This window comes from Methanimicrococcus stummii (genome assembly GCF_032594435.1).
In the GTDB taxonomy this organism is placed as follows: Archaea; Halobacteriota; Methanosarcinia; order Methanosarcinales; family Methanosarcinaceae; genus Methanimicrococcus; species Methanimicrococcus stummii.
Genome location: NZ_CP131062.1, coordinates 50,972 through 73,721, shown reverse-complemented (window position 1 = coordinate 73,721; position 22,750 = coordinate 50,972). Strand labels below are relative to the sequence as shown.

General features: G+C 41.9%; 22 protein-coding genes and 3 tRNA genes. 7 read left to right on the top strand and 18 right to left on the bottom strand.

From position 1 onward, the window contains the following. Positions 1 to 47 precede the first annotated feature (47 nt). The 4 genes from MmiEs2_RS00380 to MmiEs2_RS00365 all read left to right on the top strand — a co-directional run bounded on the left by MmiEs2_RS00380 (position 48) and on the right by MmiEs2_RS00365 (position 2,336). On the top strand, positions 48 to 818 hold the full coding sequence (locus tag MmiEs2_RS00380; RefSeq protein ID WP_316559470.1) for a hypothetical protein: 771 nt from the start codon (positions 48 to 50) through the stop codon (positions 816 to 818). A gap of 157 nt (positions 819 to 975) precedes the next feature. Next, the gene (locus tag MmiEs2_RS00375) at positions 976 to 1,770 is read left to right on the top strand and encodes a hypothetical protein (RefSeq protein WP_316559469.1); all 795 of its coding nucleotides are present in this window, start codon (positions 976 to 978) and stop codon (positions 1,768 to 1,770) included. Positions 1,771 to 1,987: 217 nt separating this feature from the next. Continuing rightward, a tRNA-Tyr gene (locus MmiEs2_RS00370) sits at positions 1,988 to 2,095 on the top strand. A 168-nt stretch (positions 2,096 to 2,263) separates the two neighbouring features. Then, positions 2,264 to 2,336 (top strand) — tRNA-Asp (locus tag MmiEs2_RS00365). Positions 2,337 to 2,478: 142 nt separating this feature from the next. On the opposite strand, the gene MmiEs2_RS00360 is transcribed toward MmiEs2_RS00365, so the two are convergent. From MmiEs2_RS00360 to cofH, 4 genes are all read right to left on the bottom strand, one after another. Then, positions 2,479 to 3,693 (bottom strand): GLUG motif-containing protein, encoded by a 1,215-nt coding sequence (locus tag MmiEs2_RS00360; RefSeq protein WP_316559468.1) that lies wholly within the window; start codon positions 3,691 to 3,693, stop codon positions 2,479 to 2,481. A gap of 153 nt (positions 3,694 to 3,846) precedes the next feature. Beyond that, the gene (gene cofD / locus MmiEs2_RS00355) at positions 3,847 to 4,770 is read right to left on the bottom strand and encodes a 2-phospho-L-lactate transferase (protein WP_316559467.1); all 924 of its coding nucleotides are present in this window, start codon (positions 4,768 to 4,770) and stop codon (positions 3,847 to 3,849) included. A 24-nt stretch (positions 4,771 to 4,794) separates the two neighbouring features. After that, positions 4,795 to 5,718, bottom strand: a complete 924-nt coding sequence (locus tag MmiEs2_RS00350) for an AEC family transporter (protein ID WP_316559466.1) — start codon at positions 5,716 to 5,718, stop codon at positions 4,795 to 4,797. Positions 5,719 to 5,902: 184 nt separating this feature from the next. After that, positions 5,903 to 7,012: a 5-amino-6-(D-ribitylamino)uracil--L-tyrosine 4-hydroxyphenyl transferase CofH gene (gene cofH / locus MmiEs2_RS00345; RefSeq protein WP_316559465.1), complete on the bottom strand. Its 1,110-nt coding sequence runs from the start codon at positions 7,010 to 7,012 to the stop codon at positions 5,903 to 5,905. 296 nt (positions 7,013 to 7,308) lie between these two features. On the opposite strand from cofH, the gene MmiEs2_RS00340 reads away from it, so the two are divergent. Next, entirely contained in the window at positions 7,309 to 8,553 is a 1,245-nt protein-coding gene (locus MmiEs2_RS00340) for an HD domain-containing protein (RefSeq protein ID WP_316559464.1), read from the top strand. Between the two features lie 59 nt (positions 8,554 to 8,612). On the opposite strand, the gene MmiEs2_RS00335 is transcribed toward MmiEs2_RS00340, so the two are convergent. After that, the gene (locus MmiEs2_RS00335; protein WP_316559463.1) at positions 8,613 to 9,362 is read right to left on the bottom strand and encodes an NYN domain-containing protein; all 750 of its coding nucleotides are present in this window, start codon (positions 9,360 to 9,362) and stop codon (positions 8,613 to 8,615) included. Between the two features lie 20 nt (positions 9,363 to 9,382). Continuing rightward, positions 9,383 to 10,645, bottom strand: coding sequence for a diaminopimelate decarboxylase (gene lysA / locus MmiEs2_RS00330; protein WP_316559462.1), 1,263 nt, complete (start codon positions 10,643 to 10,645; stop codon positions 9,383 to 9,385). A 164-nt stretch (positions 10,646 to 10,809) separates the two neighbouring features. On the opposite strand from lysA, the gene MmiEs2_RS00325 reads away from it, so the two are divergent. Next, the gene (locus MmiEs2_RS00325) at positions 10,810 to 11,745 is read left to right on the top strand and encodes an Abi family protein (protein ID WP_316559461.1); all 936 of its coding nucleotides are present in this window, start codon (positions 10,810 to 10,812) and stop codon (positions 11,743 to 11,745) included. Positions 11,746 to 11,764: 19 nt separating this feature from the next. On the opposite strand, the gene MmiEs2_RS00320 is transcribed toward MmiEs2_RS00325, so the two are convergent. From MmiEs2_RS00320 to MmiEs2_RS00280, 9 genes are all read right to left on the bottom strand, one after another. Continuing rightward, on the bottom strand, positions 11,765 to 12,187 hold the full coding sequence (locus tag MmiEs2_RS00320; protein WP_316559460.1) for a GNAT family N-acetyltransferase: 423 nt from the start codon (positions 12,185 to 12,187) through the stop codon (positions 11,765 to 11,767). 125 nt (positions 12,188 to 12,312) lie between these two features. After that, positions 12,313 to 12,390: transfer RNA gene (locus tag MmiEs2_RS00315), tRNA-Pro, on the bottom strand. Positions 12,391 to 12,559: 169 nt separating this feature from the next. Further along, positions 12,560 to 12,727 carry a hypothetical protein gene (locus MmiEs2_RS00310; protein WP_316559459.1) on the bottom strand — a complete coding sequence of 56 codons (168 nt, stop codon included), beginning with the start codon at positions 12,725 to 12,727 and terminating at the stop codon, positions 12,560 to 12,562. Between the two features lie 860 nt (positions 12,728 to 13,587). After that, positions 13,588 to 13,818: a hypothetical protein gene (locus tag MmiEs2_RS00305; RefSeq protein WP_316559458.1), complete on the bottom strand. Its 231-nt coding sequence runs from the start codon at positions 13,816 to 13,818 to the stop codon at positions 13,588 to 13,590. Between the two features lie 15 nt (positions 13,819 to 13,833). Further along, a complete protein-coding gene (pyrF, locus tag MmiEs2_RS00300; RefSeq protein ID WP_316559457.1) occupies positions 13,834 to 14,511 on the bottom strand; it encodes an orotidine-5'-phosphate decarboxylase in 678 nt (225 codons plus the stop codon). Positions 14,512 to 14,520: 9 nt separating this feature from the next. Next, on the bottom strand, positions 14,521 to 15,540 hold the full coding sequence (locus MmiEs2_RS00295) for a deoxyhypusine synthase (RefSeq protein ID WP_316559456.1): 1,020 nt from the start codon (positions 15,538 to 15,540) through the stop codon (positions 14,521 to 14,523). Positions 15,541 to 15,747: 207 nt separating this feature from the next. Next, positions 15,748 to 16,314 (bottom strand): LemA family protein, encoded by a 567-nt coding sequence (locus MmiEs2_RS00290; RefSeq protein ID WP_316559455.1) that lies wholly within the window; start codon positions 16,312 to 16,314, stop codon positions 15,748 to 15,750. Positions 16,315 to 16,350: 36 nt separating this feature from the next. Further along, positions 16,351 to 16,485: a hypothetical protein gene (locus tag MmiEs2_RS00285; protein WP_316559454.1), complete on the bottom strand. Its 135-nt coding sequence runs from the start codon at positions 16,483 to 16,485 to the stop codon at positions 16,351 to 16,353. Beyond that, positions 16,457 to 18,310 carry a DUF2207 domain-containing protein gene (locus MmiEs2_RS00280; RefSeq protein ID WP_316559453.1) on the bottom strand — a complete coding sequence of 618 codons (1,854 nt, stop codon included), beginning with the start codon at positions 18,308 to 18,310 and terminating at the stop codon, positions 16,457 to 16,459. Before MmiEs2_RS00280 ends, MmiEs2_RS00285 begins: the two co-directional genes overlap by 29 nt. A gap of 158 nt (positions 18,311 to 18,468) precedes the next feature. Here MmiEs2_RS00280 and MmiEs2_RS00275 point away from each other — a divergent pair, with 158 nt between their 5' ends. Continuing rightward, positions 18,469 to 19,104 carry an ArsR family transcriptional regulator gene (locus MmiEs2_RS00275; RefSeq protein WP_316559452.1) on the top strand — a complete coding sequence of 212 codons (636 nt, stop codon included), beginning with the start codon at positions 18,469 to 18,471 and terminating at the stop codon, positions 19,102 to 19,104. A gap of 283 nt (positions 19,105 to 19,387) precedes the next feature. On the opposite strand, the gene MmiEs2_RS00270 is transcribed toward MmiEs2_RS00275, so the two are convergent. The 3 genes from MmiEs2_RS00270 to MmiEs2_RS00260 form a co-directional block, all read right to left on the bottom strand. Continuing rightward, positions 19,388 to 19,951 carry a hypothetical protein gene (locus tag MmiEs2_RS00270; protein WP_316559451.1) on the bottom strand — a complete coding sequence of 188 codons (564 nt, stop codon included), beginning with the start codon at positions 19,949 to 19,951 and terminating at the stop codon, positions 19,388 to 19,390. A gap of 235 nt (positions 19,952 to 20,186) precedes the next feature. Next, the gene (locus tag MmiEs2_RS00265; protein WP_316559450.1) at positions 20,187 to 21,161 is read right to left on the bottom strand and encodes a biotin--[acetyl-CoA-carboxylase] ligase; all 975 of its coding nucleotides are present in this window, start codon (positions 21,159 to 21,161) and stop codon (positions 20,187 to 20,189) included. A gap of 85 nt (positions 21,162 to 21,246) precedes the next feature. Continuing rightward, entirely contained in the window at positions 21,247 to 22,743 is a 1,497-nt protein-coding gene (locus MmiEs2_RS00260) for an acetyl-CoA carboxylase biotin carboxylase subunit (protein WP_316559449.1), read from the bottom strand. Positions 22,744 to 22,750 lie beyond the last annotated feature (7 nt).

Genomic DNA, 22,750 nt, shown 5'->3' with positions numbered 1-22,750 from the left:
CTTCAAATCATATTTATCTTATCATAAAACAAAACGAGGAAAAAACAATGAAAAAATCAATTCTTTTAACTTTTTCAGTTCTCGCCATTGCCGTTTTGGCAGTCAGCTTCAGCGGCTGTTTGGGCTCAGGCGACGACAAACCTGTCACGATTGACAATCCCGCAACGATTCAAGCGATTACTTATTACACACTTCCCGTCGACGACAATGAAGTGAAAGCTGAAATTCTTGTTCAGATTCAGGGAACACACAGCCAGAGCGTTGACAAAGACAACATTACCGTGACAATCATCGGCGACAAAGTTTACGTCAATGTTCCGGTCGTCAATTCAAGTCCGGTGAACACCAAAGATCTCGGCTTTGAAGCGGTTGAAGTCGTTCTCGGCACCAAAGACCAGTTCAAAGACGGCGAATACACCGTAATCGTCAACGGCGGCACCGACAAAGAATACACCTCTGTCATCAAATTCGAAAGCGGTGAACTTTACTATTTCACAGCAGGAAACATCGGTGACATTGTTATCGGAAACGACGGCAACAACATCACAGTCGATGTCAGCGTCGTCCTCGGCGGCAGCGCTGAAACCCTTGACAAAGAAAACATCACAACTTCCGGCAAGTTTGACAAAGACGGAAAATATGAAATTTACATTCCGACACAAATCAAAGACGGCATTACAACTTTGAATTTGATTTACGTCCAGGAATCTTTTGTCATCGGTCAGCTTGATTCATTGGAAGACGGCACCTACACCGTAATCGTTAACGGCGCAGAAATCCCGTTCACAATTGAAAATCATCAGATTGTAACCGAGTAATCGGTTTGATTTGGTTATATGTGAAAACTTCAAAGCCTTCGGATATTTTTGTCCGAAGGCTTTTTTTATTTAATTTTGACGGATTTTTGATCCGGTTTTCTTTTGATTTTGCATTAAATAACAACAGTTAAATAATTCAAACATCAGAAGATACTGTATGAAATTTTTGCCACATCTAATCGGATTATTAATTCTTTTAACAATTTTCTCTGCCGGATGTTTGAATGGCTCTGACGGCGTTTGCGGTACGTTTCCCGAAGACGGTATTGTTGTTTCGGGAAATTCATCTGTTTTGTCAATTTTTTCAAAAGACGGCGAATTGTTTATTGAAACCGAAACGATTCTGACAGATACAAAAAACCAAACGCTTTTGAAAGAAGACATTGCTGTCAACCGAGACGGAAATCAAATTCATTTGTTTATTCCTGTTTATCAAACAGAAGTTTTTGATACAAAATACAAATCAGAACGCATCAATATTTCCATCGGAAAAATAAGTGAATTTGATGATATGGGAGACTTTAATGTTTTCATTAATGAAAGAGGAAAGAACCATACGATTCGTTTCTCGGTAGAGGACGGCAGTTTATATCGATACATATCGGCAGCAATCGAGAGCGGAGAATTTAGAATGGACGGCGATAACATTGTTCATGTTGTCAAAGCAGCTTTGTTTGACAGCGAGGCAAGTGTCGATTACAGCCGCATTGTTCAGTCAGAAGGATTTGATGAGAAAAATTCTTATTCGATTTATTTGCCTGTTAAAATCGGAGAAGGCGGTCATTATGTTGATGATTGGAGAACAACGGTTCGTTTTACCGTCGGTAATCAAAAAGAATTGAGTGACGGGAATTACACTGTTTTCGTCAACGGAAATGATCTTTCATTTCACATAGAAAATCATATCATGCTTGATGAAGGTGCTTCATACAGCACAGTTTGGTGTTTATGATGATTTTTTGAACGGTGTTTTCGGATTCCGAACTTATTTTCAGATTGCAAAATAATCAATCTGTGACGAAAGGCATAAATAAGAAGAATCCTATGTGTTGGAATACGTTTTCGACGGCATTTGATTCTTATCCTATGCTTTTGAAAGTGAAAATTGAGTGAAAGGCATCATAAATAAAAATGCTGAAATTTGCATTGCAGCGTTTTTGTTTCAGATACCCACCTTAACTCAGTGGTAGAGTGCGCGGCTGTAGTTTGATCTTTTCACAGTTTGTGAAATTCGCGCAGGCACCGCGATGCCCCCGGTTCGAGTCTGGGAGGTGGGACTTGATTTCTTACGGAATTCGGATTTATCCGTTTCCGTATGAAAACGATTTAATTGAGTCAATAAATCAATTAAATAAAAAAACTCGAAACATGTAAAACGGGTAACCTTTTTATATGTAAATAACATTTTAGGGGCGCAGGTGCGAACCTGAAATGAAAATCAGCATGTCCAGATAGTGTAGGGGACTATCATGGGGCCCTGTCGAGGCCCCGACCCGGGTCCGAATCCCGGTCTGGACGCTACTTACGAACCGAAAAAATAAGGAAGCCTTCCGATGAAAATCGGAAGGCTTTTTTTATGGACTTTTTTTGATTAAACTGTTTAATCGAATTTGTAATTATTTTTGAAAAACATTTTTTTTCAAAATAATTTGTGATTTACTTAATCATTTTGAAATTCAAAAAGTTGATTTTTAAGAATCGGCAGCGATTCATTTTCATTCGGATTTTCCGCCCAAATATCAGCCTCCCATTCATTCCAAATACCGTTTGGAAAATCGTTTATTTTTGCAGAAGTGACCCTTTTACCGTTTTCGCCGTCGAATATAATCTTATTGCTTTTGATTTTGTGCCAATAATAACAGTTTTCGAAATCCGAATCATTAACATGACCCGCGATTTTTCCCGTGTTCAATTGGTTCAAAATTGTCCAACTGCCAGGGTGGTGATTTAATTTTTCATTTACGGCAATACAATTTTTAAAATCAGATCTTGTGCAGTTTCCTGCAATTCCACCATTGTAGGATAATCTCTGATAAGAAACAATGGAAGCGGTTGAGAAACAATTTTCAATTATTGAATCCTCGGAATTTCCAATGATTCCGCCAAGATTTGCATGATAATACTCGTACCTGTCTTCAATTGCAACAATTGAAACATTATTCGTATAACAATTTTGAATCGTACTCACAAACGAACTCCCTGCAATTCCGCCTGCAACCAATTTTGTTTCAATATATGAATTCGTGACGGAACAATTTGAAATGCTTCCGTAATCATAAGCGACAAGACCGCCGCAGTAAACTGCTTTAATTGTGCAATTTGAGACGTGAACATTCATTATATCAGCGCGATTGGTCGAAGAAACAGCCCCTGCGCTTTCGGATTCAATTGTTGAATTTTGAATGGTGCAATTTGAAATCGTGCTGTTAGCAACAGAAATCCCGGATAAAATACCGACATACATTTCACCGGTCACTGTTGAGTTGAAGATTCCGACATTTTCAACCGTTGCGTTTGGTCCGATTAATGCCGCTAAAATTCCCACATTGGAACTTTTTGAAGGAACAGACGCATTTTCAAAATTTAGATTTGAAACCGACCCATCCCAAACGGCGTAAAAAAACCCATTGTACACCTCGTCAGGAAAATCAATAACAAGATTCGAAATCGTTTTATTGTTGCCGTTTAAAGACCCCTCGAAATTGCAGTAAAGGTCATTAATTATTTTTTCTTTCCCGATCGGAAGCCAATTATCAACATCGGATTCCGAAAAATCTAAATCATTCATTAAAACAAAATTTGAGTTCAGATGATTTCGAATTTCATCTAATTGCTCAATTGTTGTTATTTGATACGGATCTTCAAAGGATCCCAAACCCGCACCGGAAAACGGAATTGATTCAATGTCCTCTGTTGCCGTTGCCGAACCGCAGACAAATAAACAAACAACAAACAAAAATGTAAGGGAGAATACGATTTTAAAAAAACAATTATTCATGACTGTACAAATATTTTAATGTTATATAAATCAAAGTTTTTCAAACAACTTCAAAATATTTTCCGCCAACTCTTTTCGCTTCCTCTCGTCCGTCATCATGGTATCCAACGCAACCGCTGAAATTCCCATCGCTTCAACCTCTTTCGGATCAATCAAATCATCGCGAATGTCATAAACAAAAATATCAACAACCTCCTGATACAACTCGGCAACACCTTTTGAAGAAACTTCGAGTCCCTTCGATGCCATCAATTTTCCGGCAGGGCCGCTGACCGGCGCGTTTCCAATGATCGGGCTGATTGCAATCACTTTTTTGTTTTTCAAAATCTCTTTGATTTCCGGCAGTGCCAAAATCGGGCCGATGCTTGTCATCGGATTGCTCGGCCCGATGATAACACAATCTTCTTTTTCCAGTATTTTCTTGGCGGCCGGTGATAATTTCGCGTTTTTCGCGCCTTCGTATTCAAAAGAAAGAATTTCAGGCGCGCCTTTTTTTGTCACCCAAAATTCCTGGAAATGAATTTTGCCGTCGGGTGTTTCAATCATGCTGGTGACGATTTCATCTGACATCGGAATGATATTTGCTTTGATTCCGAATTGATTTGCGATTTCAGCGGTCGCTTCTGTCAGCGTTAATCCGTCTTTCATTAATTTTGTTCGAACCAAATTCACGGCGCGGTCGCGGTCGCCGAGCATGAGAAATTCGTTTTGACCGAGTTCTTTCATCTGATCGTAAGTGTTGTACGTGTCGCCGACAATGCTCCACCATTTGGTTTTATCCAAAATGCCGGCAAAAAGGTAAAGAACAGTATCGATGTCCGGCGTTATGAAAACTTCCGATGACCAAATGTCTTCGCCGGTGTTGACAATGACGGTGATTTCTTCATCGGGAAGGATTTGACGCAGGCCGTCAATCAATTTCGGGGAGCCGGTGCCGCCGGAGAGAATAATCATTTGTTTCAGGAAGGCATTGATTCATTAAATAATTCCCGATTCCAAAAGCAAATGCAATGCCGGAATCGATCCGAGTGACACAGCCGTTGACAAAAATGTTGCGGCCGATATGAGTTTAGTATCAAAACCGTAAATTTCGGCGAAAATCATTGGCGTCATTGCAGGCGGCATGCTTGATTCCATGACTGCGACTTTTTTGTCCAAATCCGCGAACGAGAACAGCGGCGACGCCAAAATGCCCATCGCCGGCGCAATAATGAGCTGAATCAAGGTAACGCCGATTGCCGGAATCATCGCGATTTTCAAATATTTGCCCGAGAGCGAAACGCCGAGCGAAATCATAATCAGCGGGACAACAACGCCGGCCAGCAAATCCAAAACCGTCGGAATGAATTGCGGAAACATATCCATATTCACGCCGAAGAGAATCAGAACGAGCGAAATCGCCCAAGCGATTGACGGCGGAAATTTCAAAATCTGCTTGAAAACGTTTACCTTCTGACCGCTGACTTTCGCGCCCAAATAACTTGCCAGCGCGACCACGACAATCAAAGTGGCGACGTCGCAGAAAATCGCGCGCGTAAACCCTTCCGCCCCGTAAAAGCCGGTGATAATCGGAAAACCCATGAAAGCCGTGCTGCCGCAGGCGCAGACCAAAATGAATGCGGCAAGCGACTTCGGCGGCAGTTTGAACAGCTTTTTGCCGATCAGCCAAGCGATTCCCGCGCAAAGGAATGAAATGACCAAAATGAAAATCGTCAGTTTCAGAAACGATGCCAACTCGTCCGCTTTGACATTTGTCAACATTGAATTAAAAACCAATGCCGGCATGCCGACGTAAATAACGATGTTGTTCAACGTGATTTTATCTTTTTCCGCCAAAAGCCCGAAATTTTTCAAAGCCCAGCCGAGAAGAATCAGAAAAATAATGACAAAAATAATATCCATACAATCATCGCTTTATGTGTCAACTGTTTTTGAATTTAAATAAACCAATCTGAAATGAATTTAATATTTGTCATTTGATTGGTTTCTTTATAATTCTTTTGTTTTTAAAAATTTAAATTTTAAAATCGGAATCGGTTTTTGTTTGTTTCTCAAAAACGGTGCAGCTCGCGCGCAAAGAGCCGGTTTACGCTTTAACAGCGGTTTTTGCCGGCGCTTCATCGACATGGTTATAAGTCGTGGTTCGAAGCTGCGGTTTTCTTCCAAGCTGCCCGATGCATTCTTCGATTTTTTGCTGCGTCATGTTGGTGCCGTATTTTGATCCGGCCGCCTTTGAGATCGTGTCTTCCATGAGCGTTCCGCCAAAATCGTTTGCGCCCGAGCGAAGTCCGACTTGGCAGAATTTAGCGCCGAGCTTGACCCAGGAAACTTGAATATTCGGCAGCAATTCTTTAAAAAGCAAACGCGGAACCGCATACATTCGAAGATCGTCCAAACCGGATGCGCCCGACTTGACGATTCCTTTTCTGTAAAGCGGCGTATTTTCGTGCAAATATGTAAGCGGAATAAATTCCGTGAAGCCGCCTGTTTCTTTTTGAATGCGTTTGAGACGGAAAAGGTGTTCCACGCGGTCTTCATTGTTTTCGATATGACCGTACATGATTGTGGATGTCGTTTTGATGCCGGTTTTGTGAATGATTTTAATTGTTTTTTCCCATTCTTCAACCGATAATTTTCCGGGACACAAGTTTTTCCGGACATCGTCGACCAAAATTTCGGCGGCGGTTCCGGGAACGGTGTCAAGACCTGCTTCTTTGAGCATTCCGACGGCGGTTTTCAAATCAAGTCCTGCGTTTTCGGCGGCGGAGTGGATTTCCATCGGGGAAAATCCGTGAATCGTGATTCCACCATGTGGAGCGGTTTCTTTGCGGATGCTTCGAATCATTTCAACTTGGAGATGCGTGTCGATTTCTTTTCGGATGCCGCCTTGGACGCAAACTTCCATCGCGCCGGCTTCTCTTGCCGCAAGCGCTTTTTTGCCGACTTGTTCCGGCGTCATGAAATACGCGTTCTCGTCTTTGGGTTTTGCCTTAAACGCGCAAAAACCGCAATTGAGCGTGCAGACATTTGTAAAATTCAGATTGGCGTTGATGATGTATGTCACGACATCGCCGCAAATCTCTTGGCGAAGCTCGTCGGCCGCTTTGAGCGTGTCAAAAAGCAGATCATCATTTTCGAACAATTCCAAACATTCCGATTTGGATATGTCTCTGTTTTTCAGTTCAAGTACATCCATAATAGACACCAAGTTCGCTCTTTTGTTTGAACCTATTTAAACTTAATCAACGGCGGACGAATTTTTTCCGAAAGATTTTTCATTTTTTGCTTTTAATCTGAAAAAGTGTAGAATTTGTCGGAATTCATGACAAATCAAAAGAAGATTTCAGGGAATTTAAGAAGATTTATAAATCGGTTTTTGATTCTATTAGTATTATCAATTATATCATTGAATTATCATTGAAATTATTTGAATATTAAAATTTAAAATCTAAAATCTAAAACCATAAAAAAGTTCATTTTAAGAGCGCCGACATGAACCGAAACGTTATCTTGGACCCGATTCACGGGTATATTGAATTTGATTCGCTGAAAAGTTCCCTTTTTGACACGCCGCAAATGCAGCGCCTGCGCCGCATCAAGCAGCTCGGCTTCTCGAATTTAGTTTATCCCGGCGCCAACCACACGCGTTTTGAACACAGCATGGGCGCGATGCACTTGGCATCGCTTTTTTTGAAGATTCAGCGTGAAGACGGAAATCAAATCTCAGCCGTTTCGGATTACGACGGCTTGGACGAAATTGTCGTTGCCGCGCTTCTTCACGATATCGGACACGGTCCGTTTTCACACGCGACGGAAAAACTGATTGAACAATACACGCGCAAAAGCCACGATGACGTCCGCCACATTTTATCCGAATCGGAAGTCGGCGACATCCTCAAAGAAAATGGTTTCAAACCGTCCAGAATTGCCGAACACATCGCCGGAAAAACGCCGGTCAGCCAGATTCTCAGCAGCGAAATCGATGTCGACAAAATGGATTATTTGGCGCGCGACATGCATTACACGGGCGTGACTTCCGGCAGCGTCGATTACATGCGTTTGCTGAATCATTTGGAATATTTTGAAAGCAAATTGGTTTTGGATTCCGGCGCGATTCGCGCGGCTGAAGGCCTTTTGGTTTCTCGATATTGGATGAACGTTTCCGTTTATTATCATCACGTTTCAAGAATCTCAGAAACGATGTGCTCTCGCGCATGCGCTTATCTCCTGGAAAACAAAATCGTCCGCCCGCACGAGTTTTCAAGATTGGACGATATGGGTTTGACAGCGATTATGCGCGCCGACGAGGGTTTTGCCGGCGAAATTTCTTCGCGTTTGGATAATCGGAATTTATACAAGCGCGCGCTTTATACCGGAATTGAATCGGTCGGACAAAGTGTTTTTGAACACCGTCAAAATGTCGGTCGAATTGAAAAAGAAATCGCGGAAAACGCGCATATTGATCCCGAAAATGTCATCATCGACATTCCGTCAAAGCCGGCGATGGCTGAAATGAGAGCGCTTGTGATGGACGGCAGCATGAAAAAACTGACCGACGCATCTCTTTTTGTTAAAGAATTGGAACATGCTCAAATCAATAACTGGAAGTTGGGTGTTTTCGCGCCGAAAGAGCATTTGGAAGCAGTTTCGAAAGCGGCTTACGACTTCTTTGAGATTGAGACGAAGCCGAAAACGAAACAAGCGGCGTTGACGGATTTGCTTGAGAATGAAGATTGAGCTTCTTCGAAAATGATTTTTTGAAATTGAAACATTAATGATTCAGATTGGAAAACTGTTCATGTGATTTTAATTCTATATTGTTGAGTTCTTTTTGTCAATGTAAACGGCAATTTTGTACCGATTTTTAATTCTTTAAAAAATGTAATTGGTTTTGAATTTACCCCATAGTTTTTGGGATTAAAAGCATTATCTTTTTTATACAGTTCATTCATAAATGTTGAAAAATGCATGTATCCGTCATCTGGATCCGCGCCTTTTTGAATAATCTCTTTGGAGATTTTTATAAGTTCGTCCAAAGCTTTCTTTTTCTTCGTGTCTTCTGCTGTTTTTTGTTGATTGCTCTCAGGTCTTGTTTTATTTACAATTTTTGCAAGAAGTTGATCCATTAATAAAAAACGATGACATGCAGCTTTGAATGATGTTGGCGTTTTTTCCTCTCCTGCTCCTATTACAACATAATTTTCATTTCTAAATCGGATTGCAAGTTTTGTAAAATCGCTATCGCTCGTTGCTAAACAAACACAATCAACATTTCCTTTGTGTAAAATATCCATTGCATCAATTATCATTGCAGAATCGGTTGCATTTTTCCCTTTTGTATATGAGTATTGTTGTATCGGTTCTATTGCAAATTCAAGTAACAATGGACGCCACGAATTGGCTTGTTGCGTTGTAAAATCCCCATAAATTCGTTTGTATGTAACATTTCCAAACTCATTTAATTCATCCATCAAGATTTTGAAATAATTTTGGGAGATGTTATCTGAATCTATAAACAATGCTATTGTTCGATTTTCTATTACCAACACAATCACCTTTGAAAACATCATTTAAACGATTTCAATCCTTCAAAATCCAATGTCGCAAAATAATCGTCAATTGTTTCCGCTCTTCTGATTTCTAAAATACTTCTGTCGGTTCTGAGCAGGAGTTCTGCCGATCTCAATTTGCCGTTGTAATTGAATCCCATTGCAAAACCGTGCGCGCCGGTGTCGTGAATGACAAGCAAATCGCCGCGCTCGATTTCGGGAAGCATTCTGTCAACGGCGAATTTGTCGTTGTTTTCACAAAGCGATCCCGTGACATCATATTTGTGATCGGCGGCGGTGTTTTCTTTGCCGAGTACGGTAATGTGGTGGTAAGCGCCGTAAATTCCCGGGCGCATCAAATTTGCCATGCAGGCATCCGTTCCGACATAATCTTTGTAAATGTGTTTCATGTGACGAACTTCCGTGATCAGGTAGCCGTACGGACCGGTAATGACGCGGCCGCATTCGAAATAAACATTCGGCTGCGCAATTTTGGCTTTTCCGATTGTTTCCGCATACGCTTTTTTAACGCCGTCGGCAATCGCGTCAAACGAAACGCGGTCTTGGTCGGGGCGATAAGGAATACCGATGCCACCGCCGAGATTGACGAATTCAAAGCCGATTCCCAGTTTTTCGGAAAGCTCAACGATGACTTCAAACAAAATGCGCGCGGTTTCAACGAAATATTCAACGTTAAGCTCGTTTGACGCGACCATTGTATGAAGACCGAAGCGTTTAACGCCTTTTTCTTTGAGCATTTGGTAGCCCTCAAAAAGCTGCTCGCGCGTAAAACCGTATTTCGCCTCCTCCGGCTTTCCGATAAGCTCGTTACCGCCCTTAAGCGGTCCCGGATTGTATCTGAAACAAAGAATGTCGGGAAGCCCCGCGACTTCTTCGAGATATTCGATATGAGAAATATCATCCAAATTGATAATCGCGCCAAGTTCTCTCGCTTTTTTGAATTCTTCAGCCGGCGTATCATTGGAGCTGAACATGATTTTTTCACCCGTAATGCCTGCCTTTTCCGCCAAAATCAATTCCGGCAAAGAACTGCAATCGGCACCGAACCCGTGTTCGGCGAGGATTTTTAAGATATAAGGATTCGGAAGCGCTTTGACCGCGAAAAATTCCCGGAAACCGTTGAGGATTCCAAAAGCGCGCTTCATGTCTTCGGCGTTGTCGCGAATCGCTTTTTCATCATAAATGTGAAACGGTGTCGGGTACGTTTTGATAATTTCTTCAATTTCTTGTTTGGTGAAGGGGAGTTCTTTTGAAACCATAATGAACCTCTTGTTTTGTTTTTGTGAGCCAGAATAATTTTGAATATTTATTTTTATGAAATTAATGAAATTTCGATAATAATAGAACAATTTCGAAAATTATTAATATGTTTTGATTGTACTAACAATTAACAGAACCTGCCCGGCCTCTCAGCGATGCACACTTGGGGCAGGTCATTTCTATTCTTATCATTTTTATGTTGATTTCAATGCAGTATTCCAAACCTTCTTATTCTGTTCAAAATCAAATTGAAAGGTTAAAAGGGAAGGGATTACAATTTGAAAAAGAATATGAAGCTGAATCTTTTTTCCAGTACAATAATTATTACAGATGGAAAGGTTATGCGTATCATTTTCAAGACCATAATGCGTTGAACAGCCTTTTTACAAAGACAACTCATTTTGAAACAATAACCGAAATATACAATTTTGACCGCGAATTGAGATCTTTAATTTTTTCTTCAATCGAGACAATTGAAATCGCGCTTAAAGCTCAAATTATTTACCAATACAGCTTGGTTTACGGAAGTCATTGGTATTTAAATCCTGATCTTTTTAGAGATAAAAGAATGTATTTGGATTCAATGAAGGTTTTGTTCGGAGAAGTTTCAGGCAGCAAAGAAATGTTCATCGGACATTATTTGAACAAATATAATGACCCTTCATTGCCTCCTGTTTGGTCTTGTCTTGAAATCGTCAGTTTCGGATATATGTCCAAATTTTTTAAAAATTTGAAAGGCGGCAATTGTAAAAAAGATGTGGCGCAAATGTTTGGTTTAGCCGACCCGAATATTTTAGACAATTGGATACAATGTATTTCGGTTTTGAGAAATATATGCGCACATCACGGAAGATTATGGAGACGAAAATTTCTTCCGGTCACAATTCCAAAAAATCCTTCAAAGTGTTTTGTAAATGATATCGGCAGCCCATTTGATTTATATGCTCCAATCTGCTGCATTAAATATTTATCAGACAGAATCAACCCGAACAATGATTTCAAAGAAAAATTGAAAATTTTGTTGAATAAATACCCTTCAATAGACACAAAGTACCTGGGTTTTCCTCTTGACTGGAAACAAGAAATGTTTTGGAAATAAACGAATTTAAAATGAAATTTTAATCAATAAACCCTTTCTCAAGCGCCGATTCCACGTCAATAAACCGACACATTCCCGTTTTGGAAGGACGGAATCCGAATTTGTGATAAAACTCTTCTTTTCCGGGCGTCGCGTAAAGAATAATGTTTTTGTCTTCTTCGCCTTCCGTCAAAAGTTTGACAATCATTTTGCCGATTCCTTTCCCCTGAGAATCGACATCGACGGCGACGTCGTAAATCACGCTTTGGTACGCGAAATCTGAAAGGAGACGACCGCAGCCGATTAAAATGTCTCCGTGATAAATGAAAATGACTTTTGCGCTGTTTTCAAACGCCTTTTTGTGCAGTTCAACATCGTACGTTGTCATATCCGTTCGCTGCAGCAAGCTTTTGACATCGTTCCAATTGATGCCGTCCGTGTTTTTTTGTATGGTCAATTCCATGAACATAATTTTCCCCAAACATAAAAGACGCTGATGGTTTATAAAATTTGTAATACGGCAAATGACGATTTTTGAGAAAAGCAAAGCCTGTCGGCTTTTATTTATTGAGAATTCAAAAGTAGATGTGGTGGGGCTGCTGAGATTTGAACTCAGGTCGCAAGACCCCCAGCCTTGCAGGATGGACCAAGCTACCCTACAGCCCCAATTGAGGTCAATTTTACTTTAAAAAAGCAAGTGTAAAAACCGTTTTTATTATATAAAGGTTTCAATCGGAATGATTGGAAATTTTCGAAAAGGCCGCGAAAAAGTATAACATTTAACGCTTTCATTAAAGAAACTTAATTTTATTGGCTTTTTGAGCCGGTTTATTTTTCAAAAGTTATTGATTTCATTTGATATTTTTGAATCAATAATTTTTAATTCGTTCATATAAATTTCAGCCAAATCTTTTTCTTTGAGAGGACAATCGATGAATAATTGATATTGTTCTTTTGTCAAATGCAATTGATTTCGAATTCTATTTTCCAAATAAGGCGTCATCTCCCGGCCCGAGTGTCCGGAACTTCCGTGACTTGTTTTTGTTTTGATGTTTGTTCGAATCCCGTTGAGATAAAAATAATAAAAATTGTGATCGCCGGACTTTTTTTGGAATCCTTTTTGTTCGAGAAGATGTTCAAAAACGCGTGTTTTAATCGCCATCCTTTGCCCCCAAATATTTTAAAAGAAGCATTTTGTAAAGTTTGGAGCTTTCAGACAATTTAGTTTCATCTTCCAAAACATAATATTCCAAAGAGTGGAAAACTGCGATTCAATTTCATTTCTTGCCTTTTCCAAGTCCTCGCCGTATGAAAAAATGTCAAAAAGATCATTCTCCATGAAATACATTCCATCTTCACGAGCGATTTTAAAAGGAATCGGAATTAATATTTTCAATCGAACACTTTGGTTTAAAAATGAATCCAATAAGAAATCATCTGTTCGGCTGTTTTCATTATCATTGCCCATATTATTCATCTTTAGAATCGGATTTGTTTCGTTGATTTGATATGACGGTCTAAGATTTACTTTTTTTGATCATCATTTCCAAATTCAACCATTCGTGTTTTTCCCGGGCGTTGAAACAAATTCGAAATTTCACTTTTTAATGTCATTACAGAAAAACTGGTCCATTCGGTATTTTAAAATTTTTAATTTTTTATAAAACAATCAAATCTTTCAAATAAAAATCAAATGGATACAATTCAAAAATATAAAATAGACACATAAAATCAAGCTGTGTTCAACCGAGTATAAAATCAAAAAACTAAAAATATGAATCAAAATGCCTCAGAACTCATAGGGCTCATCACTCAAATCAGCTCAAACTCTCATCATCGGCATTTCAATTTTCAAATTTAGAATTAATTTGGTACAAACCTAATGCTATTAACACGAAGACCTGAATCGATATATTCTTTTTTTACTTTTTCAGAATATTTTTTATTTCGATAGTACCTTTTGTTTTTTGGATCATTTTCATATTTGTATTGAAATTCTCCTTCTAAAGGAGACATTACAAAATAGTGGATAAATCCTGCATATTCCTCTTTTGAATTAATAGGGTACCACTTTGAAACTTCGTATTCTTCCATAAAATCACCTCTTTTTCAAATCAATTTCTCAATCTCACTCTTCACTTTCTCGGCTTCCGCCTTCGGATCCGCCGCATTGTAAATGCTGCGCCCGACAATCACCCAGTCCGCGCCCGCTTTAATCGTGTCCGCCGCGCTTCCGCCCTGCGCGCCGACGCCGGGTGAAATGATTTTCAAATCCGCGCCGATCACGGCGCGAAGTTCTTTCACGCGTTCAGGACGCGTCGCCGGCGCAACAATTCCGAAAGCACCGGATTTTTTAGCAAGCGCCGCAATTTCTTTGGAAATTTCATCCGTAAAGAAATAATCGCCGCCCGGATGACTCATTTCGGAAACAACAAAAACTTTGCCGCCGAACTCATTTGCCGTTTTCACGCATTCCGCCAAGCTGTCCGGACCCGTAAATCCTTGAACGATGATTGCGGCGCATCCTGCTTTGAAAACATGCTCGCAAATTAAGCGGTCGGTGTTCGGGATGTCCGCAACTTTAAAATCGGCGATAATCGGCGCGTATCTCGAAAGTTTTGAAACGATTTGAAGTCCCGTTCCGAGAACAAGCGGATAACCGATTTTGACGGCATCCACCATATCGGCGACAGCTTCCGTCACACGAATCGCGTTTTCTTCGTCGGTCACGTCAAGCGCCAAAATAATGCCGGTTTTTCTTTGAAATTCGAAATGATTTGTTGTCATTTTTCAACCTCAGTCGGTCGGATAAGTCAATCCGTCTTTATCAGCATCGCTTTTCTTTTCCGTTTTGCCGGCCGATTTCTTCTTCAGTCGGGATCTGGCCGCTGCGACCATCAACGGAAGCGTAATTGTCGCGTCAGAGTAAACCGTCACCGTTTTAGATTCCGCGTTTACCTTGCCCCAGGAAACCGCCTCATCCAAAGTCGCGCCGGAAAGACCGCCCGTCTGCGGCGTGTCCATCGTCAGCTGAATCACATAGTCAAATTCGCGCGGCGTCACAAGCATCGTCTGAAGCGTGTAATTCTTCGGAACGCCGCCGCCGACGAAAACCGCGCCGGCTTTTTCCGCTTCCCAGCAAATATCCATCAAATCGTGCATGTCGCCGAGCGCGTCAATCACAAGCGGATTCGTTTCTTTGTAAAGCCAAGCCTGAAGACCGATAACGGAATCCGGAAATGCCGGACAATAAATCGGAACGTTCATGTCGTACGCGGCTCTCAAAATCGAATCCGGATTGTCGATGTGTTTTCCCATGTGGCGCATGAATTCAACAATGGAAACCGGTTTTTCAGTCGGAAGCTCCGCGATAATTTCCTGCATAAAACCTTCAAAATCTTCAAAATGGTTATCGGGAAGATAAACATCGTAAATGCGGTCAATGCCTTCTTCTCTGAGCTCGACATCGTTTGCCGTGTCGTCGCCGACATAATGCGGCATGTAAAGACCTTCAAGCGCGTCATGAACCATGTTCGCGCCGGTCGTAATCAGAACGTTGATGTGCCCGTCGCGAATCAAATCGGCGATGATTTTGCGCATGCCGGCCGGAACCATCGCGCCTGCGAGGCCGAAAAATTTGACCGTTTTCTCATCCGAGAGCATGTCCGTGTAAATATCTGCCGCTTTTCCGATACGGCGCGCGCCGAAGCCGCACCCAGACAAGGCTTTGACGAATTCATCCAAATCCATGTCCGCCGTAATTTCCGCCGGCACAATCGGTTTGACCAGTTTGCTTTGACCTTCCGTAATATGCATAATTTTCATTCCTTGTGAAATTTAAAAAAGTATGATGGAAGAATTAACGAGCCAAACAATTTAAACCAACCGATTGCAAATCAATCATTCGGTTTTGCCGCCGCGTTCGCGCGCGAGCCGCACAAATTTTAAAAAACAAGAATCGAAAACCGACCCTATGTTTTGATTTAAAAATAAAAAAGAAATGATTTTGCAAAAAATGCAAAATCAGAACTGAACTTTCGGCGCTTCTCTAACCTCTTCGGGTCCGGCATCGAAAAGTTCCTTTTTCTCAAAACCGCCAAGCTTTGCAACAATGTTTTTCGGAATGGTTTGAATTTCATTGTTGTATTTTGTAACGGTGTCATTATAAAACTGACGCGCGTAAGCGATTTTGTCTTCCGTGTCTTTCAATTGTTTTTGAAGATCCTGGAAGTTCGCGTTCGCTTTCAAATCGGGATAGTTTTCGGTAACGGCGAACAAGCTTTTCAAAGTGGACGAAAGCATGTTAGACGCTTCCGCTTTGGCGTGAGGCGATGTCGCGTTCATCGTCGCGTTGCGCGCGGCAATGACTTTTTCAAGCGTTTCTTTTTCGTGTCCGGCGTAACCTTTCACGGTTTCGACCAAATTCGGAATCAAATCATATCTTCTTTTCAATTGAACATCAATTTGACTCCATGCGTTTTCAACAAAGTTTCTGCTTTTGACCAATCCGTTATACATCGCGACAAACGCGCCGAGGATAATCAAAATTAAAACGATGACAACAATTGCAATTATTATTCCGGTTGCCATTTTTATTCTCCTTTTCTTTTTGTTTTCATTTACGTATTATTTCTCAAAACCACCAATGCTTTTTATTTGGCGGTTCTGAGTTTTAAATTCATCTGTCATTGAAAGGCTGCTGCCGTTCAGCGCAGACCATTGCTGCTGCCGCTTAACGAAGACCGCCGCCGCCGCCACCAAACCCGCCGCCGATACCGTCGCCGCCGAAGCTGCCGCCACCACCGCCGCTGTTGTTCGGTGTTGATGAGGCGTAAGCGCGACCCATTCCGGTGTAGAAGAGCGGATAGTAGTAAATCACGCCGAAACGACTCGAAGACATCTGAGATGTCGGGATTGCCAAATTCATATTCTTAAGCGCTTCTTCGGCAACACCGAGCGCCATTGCGTAAACAATATAATGGTCCCAAATTATTACCGATGCCGGCGGATATTTTTCAATCAACGAATAATCCGTCAAATATTTCTCGAAATTTTTCCATTTCAAATAGAAAACCCGGCCTTCCGGCGTCCATTGCCCCATTGATTTCTTCCAAATAATCGGATACGCGATTAAAACGACACCCAAAATCAAACCGACAACGCACGCGCCAAACACAAGCGATGTCGTCGGAAATTCCGAAGACGGCGCGACAACTTCCGATATGAAATAAATCAAAATGGAACAAACAATCGAAACAATTCCGGCGCTCGCGATTTTTTTGTTTCCGGTTTCATCAAAGTATTTTGAGAAATTCGCTTGTTTTTGAATTTTTGAATTCCAGCTGTTCAGGAAATTATAAAACGAATCGCTTGAACCCAGCTTCTTTTGGAAATCGCCCCAGACAATTTCATCGCCGGCGGCATAACGTCTCAAAAACCGATAAACATCGCGCTCGAAATCCTCCAAATTGCCGTCTTCCGACAATTCGAATTTCAAAACGACTTCCTTGGAAGACTTATTCCTCCAATTCGTTTTTTCAATTTCGCGAATGGATAAATAATTCCGGTCAACCAAACTCATAATCGTTGAAACAAACCCGTCCATATTCGGCTTGCCGTGCCCGACAATAATCGCATTGATGACGGCAGGCTTGGTGTCCGTCGGCAAATCCCTCTCATAAAGCGCGCTGTAATTGACTTTGTGCTCTCTGCCGTATTTGTTGTAAATGTAAAAAGCCGCTGCGATTGATGCGACAATTACTAAAATTTGAAATCCCAAAAACAAATAAGAATACAAATTCTTTCGCTCATACTGCGCTTCCTGCTCCAGTATTTCATCAAGACCTTCTCTTGCGATAATATTCACATACGCGCTGTCGGGATTATCCAATCGCGGATACGCGATTCTTACATCACACGGCGTGTACGCCGGAATGTTTTTCGCGTTGAATGTGAATGAAATTGTTTTTGCACCTGCCGTTGAATTGACAACACGGTCATTGAATTCTGTTGTGTAAGCAAACGGATGAGACCAATAAAGCGTCGTGTTCGCGCCGTCAATCGTTTGGTTGGAAACATTAAGGAATGTGATGTTCGCGTTCAGATTTTGAATCGGCTCACCCCAATTGTTTCCCCAAATATTGTAATTGAATTCTGTAATATCATCGTAAACATTGATGCCGCCGTAATATTCGTACGAAACAACAAAAGTGATTTCTCTCGGAATCGGCTGCGGCAGTTTGCAAACCAATTCGTATCCGCCGTAAACCTGCTGAATATAAAATTGGCCGCTTTCGTATCCTTCCAAATAACCGGTGGCGTTTTGAATCGTAATGTCGGAATTCGTCTGAACATAACGATACGCTTCCGTAAATTCCTCCCATTGCTCGGTTCTGAATTTGATTGTTTCATTGACATAGACAATTCCTTTCTCGTCAACAATGATGTTGACGTCGGCGTTTTCCATGGTGTAAGCTGATGCCGGCGCGCTGAGCGCGAGCAGCAGGAGAAGCGCAAAAACAGAAAGGATTGCTGTTTTCTTTAAAAAATGCCGGTTTTCTTTCGTTTCTTTCATCTTTTCTGTCATTTGATCGCCTGAAAATTTGAATTTAAAAGATTTAAAAATCAATTTATATCTTTATATCTTTTAGTCAATAAGATTAAATAAATAGGATGTAAACTTCACTTATCTATATTCAATTAAACTTATACTTAAAACTCATTCTCTTTTATGAGGGATTTATTATGGCAACGAAATCAACTTCTTCGAAAGGCACTGCAAATACTCCAAAAAAAGGCGGCCGCGCGCCGAAAGAGGAAACCCAAACGGAAAGCACGCAAATGTTTGCGGCGGTCTCCAGTCAAATGCGCCAGAAAATCCTTCAGATTTTAGCCGAAGAAGACATGCACATTTCAGCAATCGCGCGCAATTTGGGAATTTCGGTGCCTGTGGCTTCAAAACATATTAAAGTCTTGGAAGATGCCGATTTAATCGAAAGAAAAATTTACGGCAAAACGCACGTTTTCTCTTTGAAGAAAAAGAATTTCACCGGCGCGTTTGATCCGTTCGCGCCCGTCAAACGGCTGGAAGTCGACAAAGGCACAACACTCATGGAAGCGTTTAAAACCGTCTCCGTCGTCGAAGTCAAAAACATCGACGGCAAAGATTTCATTGTTGCGGCCGACGGCGAAGAAGGTTTTTATTTGTATGAAGTCAACGGCAAACTCATCGACAAGCGCGCCGAAGATTTCGTCTTGGAAGAAGACGCCGTCGTCGAATGGAAACGATTGGAGCCGGTCACCAAGAAAAAACTGATTGTTTCTGTTAAAAAAGACGACGACAAAGAAAAAAGAAAAGGATATTATGAAAGCTTGATTTGATTTTTCAAATCATATTCGTTTTTTCTTTTCATTGGTTTTTTCTTTTCATTGGTTTTTTCTTTTCATTGGTTTTTTCTTTTCATTGGTTTTTTCTTTTCATTGGTTTTTTCTTTTCATTGGTTTTTTCTTTTCATTGGTTTTTTCTTTTCATTGGTTTTTTAATTTTCATTGGTTTTTTCTTTTTCGTTGGTTTTTTAATTTTCACTTTGGTTTTTTTTCTGTTTTTAATTTTCATTTTTTCAAATATCCAAGTTGTTTTTTGAAAAAATAATAAAAATTCAAATTATTTTATTTTTTCAACGCGTTTTCTGAAAAAAAGACTGATAACAATCACGGAAAACGCGGCGAATCCGATAATTAAAATAATGTAAAACGGATCGGCAATTGAATCGGTTTCAATATCCGTGCCTCCGCCGGGTTTTTCGGGCGGCTGCGGAACAGTCGGGTCGTCCAAAACGGCTGTTTCCAAGATCCATTGCGTTTCTTCGTTATATTGCGTATTTTTCTCTTCGTATTGATAAATGTGAGAAAAACCGGCAAGCACTTGCGAATTATTGATGTAAAGCTTATCCAGCGTCATCATAATCACAACCGGATTGCTGTCTTCCAAAATTCGGAAACATTGAATCGTCTCGCCTTCTTTTAAGACGACGCTACCGATTGAAACCGGTTTGCTGTAATTATTGTGAAATTCGACCAAAACGGAATCCGGGCCGAAGCCTCTCAAAACGGTTTCGTAACCTTGCTCAAGCTTTAAAACTTCGCCGTCGCGCATGATTCTGTATTCTTCCGACGCGATAATATTTCGATCGTCATCGGCGGCCGCCGGCGCGATAACGGCAAACAAAAGTAAGGAAACGCAAAATAAAATGAAAAGCTGTTTTTGAGCAGACTGTTTTGATTTTTTAAATACAATCGAATTGAGCCGGATTGTTTCATCTCCGTTTTTTCATTTTTTATAATTCTGTCAATGACTTTACAGATTTGGCATTATAATTTTGTCATGACTTCCATTTACAGAAGTCTTGACATTTTTATAATTTTTCCAACGGCTTCTTTTGCAAAAAACCGATTTATGATCGTTATTTCTTCGCGTACATGCAGCGGCCGGCGATAATTTCTTCAATTTCGCCGTCGGCTTTTTTCAATAAAAGCGCGCCGGTTTTTGAAATGCCGACAACCGTTCCTTCAACGATTCTGTTGGGCATGTTGACCGTCACTTCTTTGCCGATGGTATCGGAAAGCGCGATGATTTCTTCCATGATTTCGCTGAACGGGCGCGTGCTGAAACGAATGTATTCCTGCTCCATCTCAAACAAAAGTTTTTGAAGGAACTCGACGCGGTCAATGCTCTTGCCGCCTTCGTCGCGAAGCGTCGTCGAGTTTTCGCGAAGTTCTTCGGGAATGTCTTTCAGGCTCATGTTGGCATTGATGCCGATGCCGATCACGACAAATTCAACGGTGTCGATTTCAGCGTCCACTTCTGTTAAAATGCCGGTCACTTTTTTGCCGTTCACCAAAACATCGTTCGGCCATTTGATTTTCGCGTCAAATCCGTATTGGCGCATTGTTTTGGCAACGCTGAGCCCGAATGTCAGCGTTAAGCGTGACGCGGCGCTGAGTGCGATTCTCGGTTTTAAAATCGTTGAAAACCAAATGCCGCCTTTGGGGGACGCCCATTGCCTGCCGAGACGGCCGCGGCCGCCGGTTTGCTGCTCCACGACGACAATCGTTCCCTCTTCCGCCGTCGGCGCAAGTTTTTTAGCGATGTCGTTAGAAGAGCCGGCCTCATCATAATAATGAATATTTTTGCCGAAAAGCGTTGTCTTAAGACCTGAAAGAATTTCTTCCGGGTAAAGCAGCTTCGGAACGGATTTTAAAACGTATCCTTTTTTCGGCGCCGACGAAATCTCGTAGCCGTCATCTTTTAAGCCTTTAATATATTTGCAGACCATTGTCCTGGATATGCCGAGCTCTTTGCCGAGCTCTTCACCTGAAATGGCCTTTCCGTTCGCGGCTTTAAATGCATTGATAATTTCCGATCTCTTGCTTTTCATCCCGAGTTTTCCCCTGGTTTCGCTTATAGCTTAGTTTCTATTTCCACGTTTATATATATTTGTTTTCAGTCCGAAATATACCGTGTTATTTTTTCGTTCCTTTTTTGTTTTCGATTTCCGCGATGTTCGCCATGTAGCTGCCGACCGCAGCCGTAATCGCCGCAACGACTTCATCGTTGTCAAGTGCCGATGCAAGTGTGGCGCCCTTTTCGGAATCTCTCTTTAAAACTTCGCGAATCGCCGGAACAATATTGTTATCGTCAATAAAACGCGTCGACAAGTTTCCTTTTTTGAACTCCTCGTTTTCCAAAACCGCTTTGTGGAACGGAATGTTTGTCGTCACGCCGATCACCACGTATTCGTAAAGCGCGCGCTTCATACGCGCAATCGCCTCATCGCGGTCTTCGCCGTAAGCGCAAAGCTTGGAAATCATAGAATCGTAATACGGCGAGATTGTGTATCCGGTGTGAACGCCGCTGTCAACGCGAATGCCCGGGCCGCCGGAAGATCTGTATCTTCTGATTTTTCCGGGAGACGGCGCGAAATCGGCAAGCGGATCTTCTGCGTTAATACGGCATTCAATCGCATGACCGCGAATCGTCACATCTTCCTGTGTCATGCCGAGCTCTTTGCCTGCTGCAACGCGAATCTGCGCTTTTACCAAATCAACGCCTGTAATCAATTCCGTGATTCCGTGCTCCACTTGGAGACGCGTGTTGACTTCTAAGAAATAATATTTGCCGTTTGAATAAATGAATTCCACCGTTCCGGCATTGGAATAGCCGACGGCTTTGGCCGCGCGAATCGCGGCTTCGCCCATTTCTTTTCGAAGCTCGGGTGTCATAATCGGCGACGGGGCTTCTTCGATTAATTTCTGGTGGCGGCGCTGAATCGAACATTCACGGTCGCCCAAATAAATCACGTTGCCGAATTTATCGGCCATAATCTGGATTTCGATATGGCGCGGATTTAAAATGTATTTTTCAATGAAAACCGCGGGGTCTCCGAATGCGGATCCGGCCAAACGCTGCGTCGTCTCAAGCGCGTCTTTGAATTCGTCTTCGTTGTTGACGACGCGCATGCCGATACCGCCGCCGGCGGCGGACGCTTTAATCAAAACGGGATAGCCGATGTCTTTTGCAACTGCAATCGCTTCGTCGGCGTCTTTGACCGCGTCTTCCGTTCCGGGAACGGTCGGAATGTTCGCGGCTTTCGCAATCTTGCGCGATTCGATTTTGCTGCCAAGCTGGTCAATCACATCAGCGGACGGGCCGATGAATGTAATGCCTTCTTCTTCGCAGCGGCGCGCGAATTTTGAATTTTCGGAAAGAAAACCGTAGCCGGGGTGAACGGCATCGCAGCCGGTCTGTTTCGCAACTTCGATGATTTTTTCCATATTCAGGTAACTCTGACTTGCCGGCGCCGGCCCGACATACGCCGCTTCATCGGCGTACATCGCGAAAAGCGCTTTTTTATCGGCATCGGAATACACGGCTACCGTTTTAATATCCATTTCACGGCAGGCGCGCATCACACGAATCGCGATTTCACCGCGGTTCGCGACAAGGATTTTTTGAAACATGCGTTTC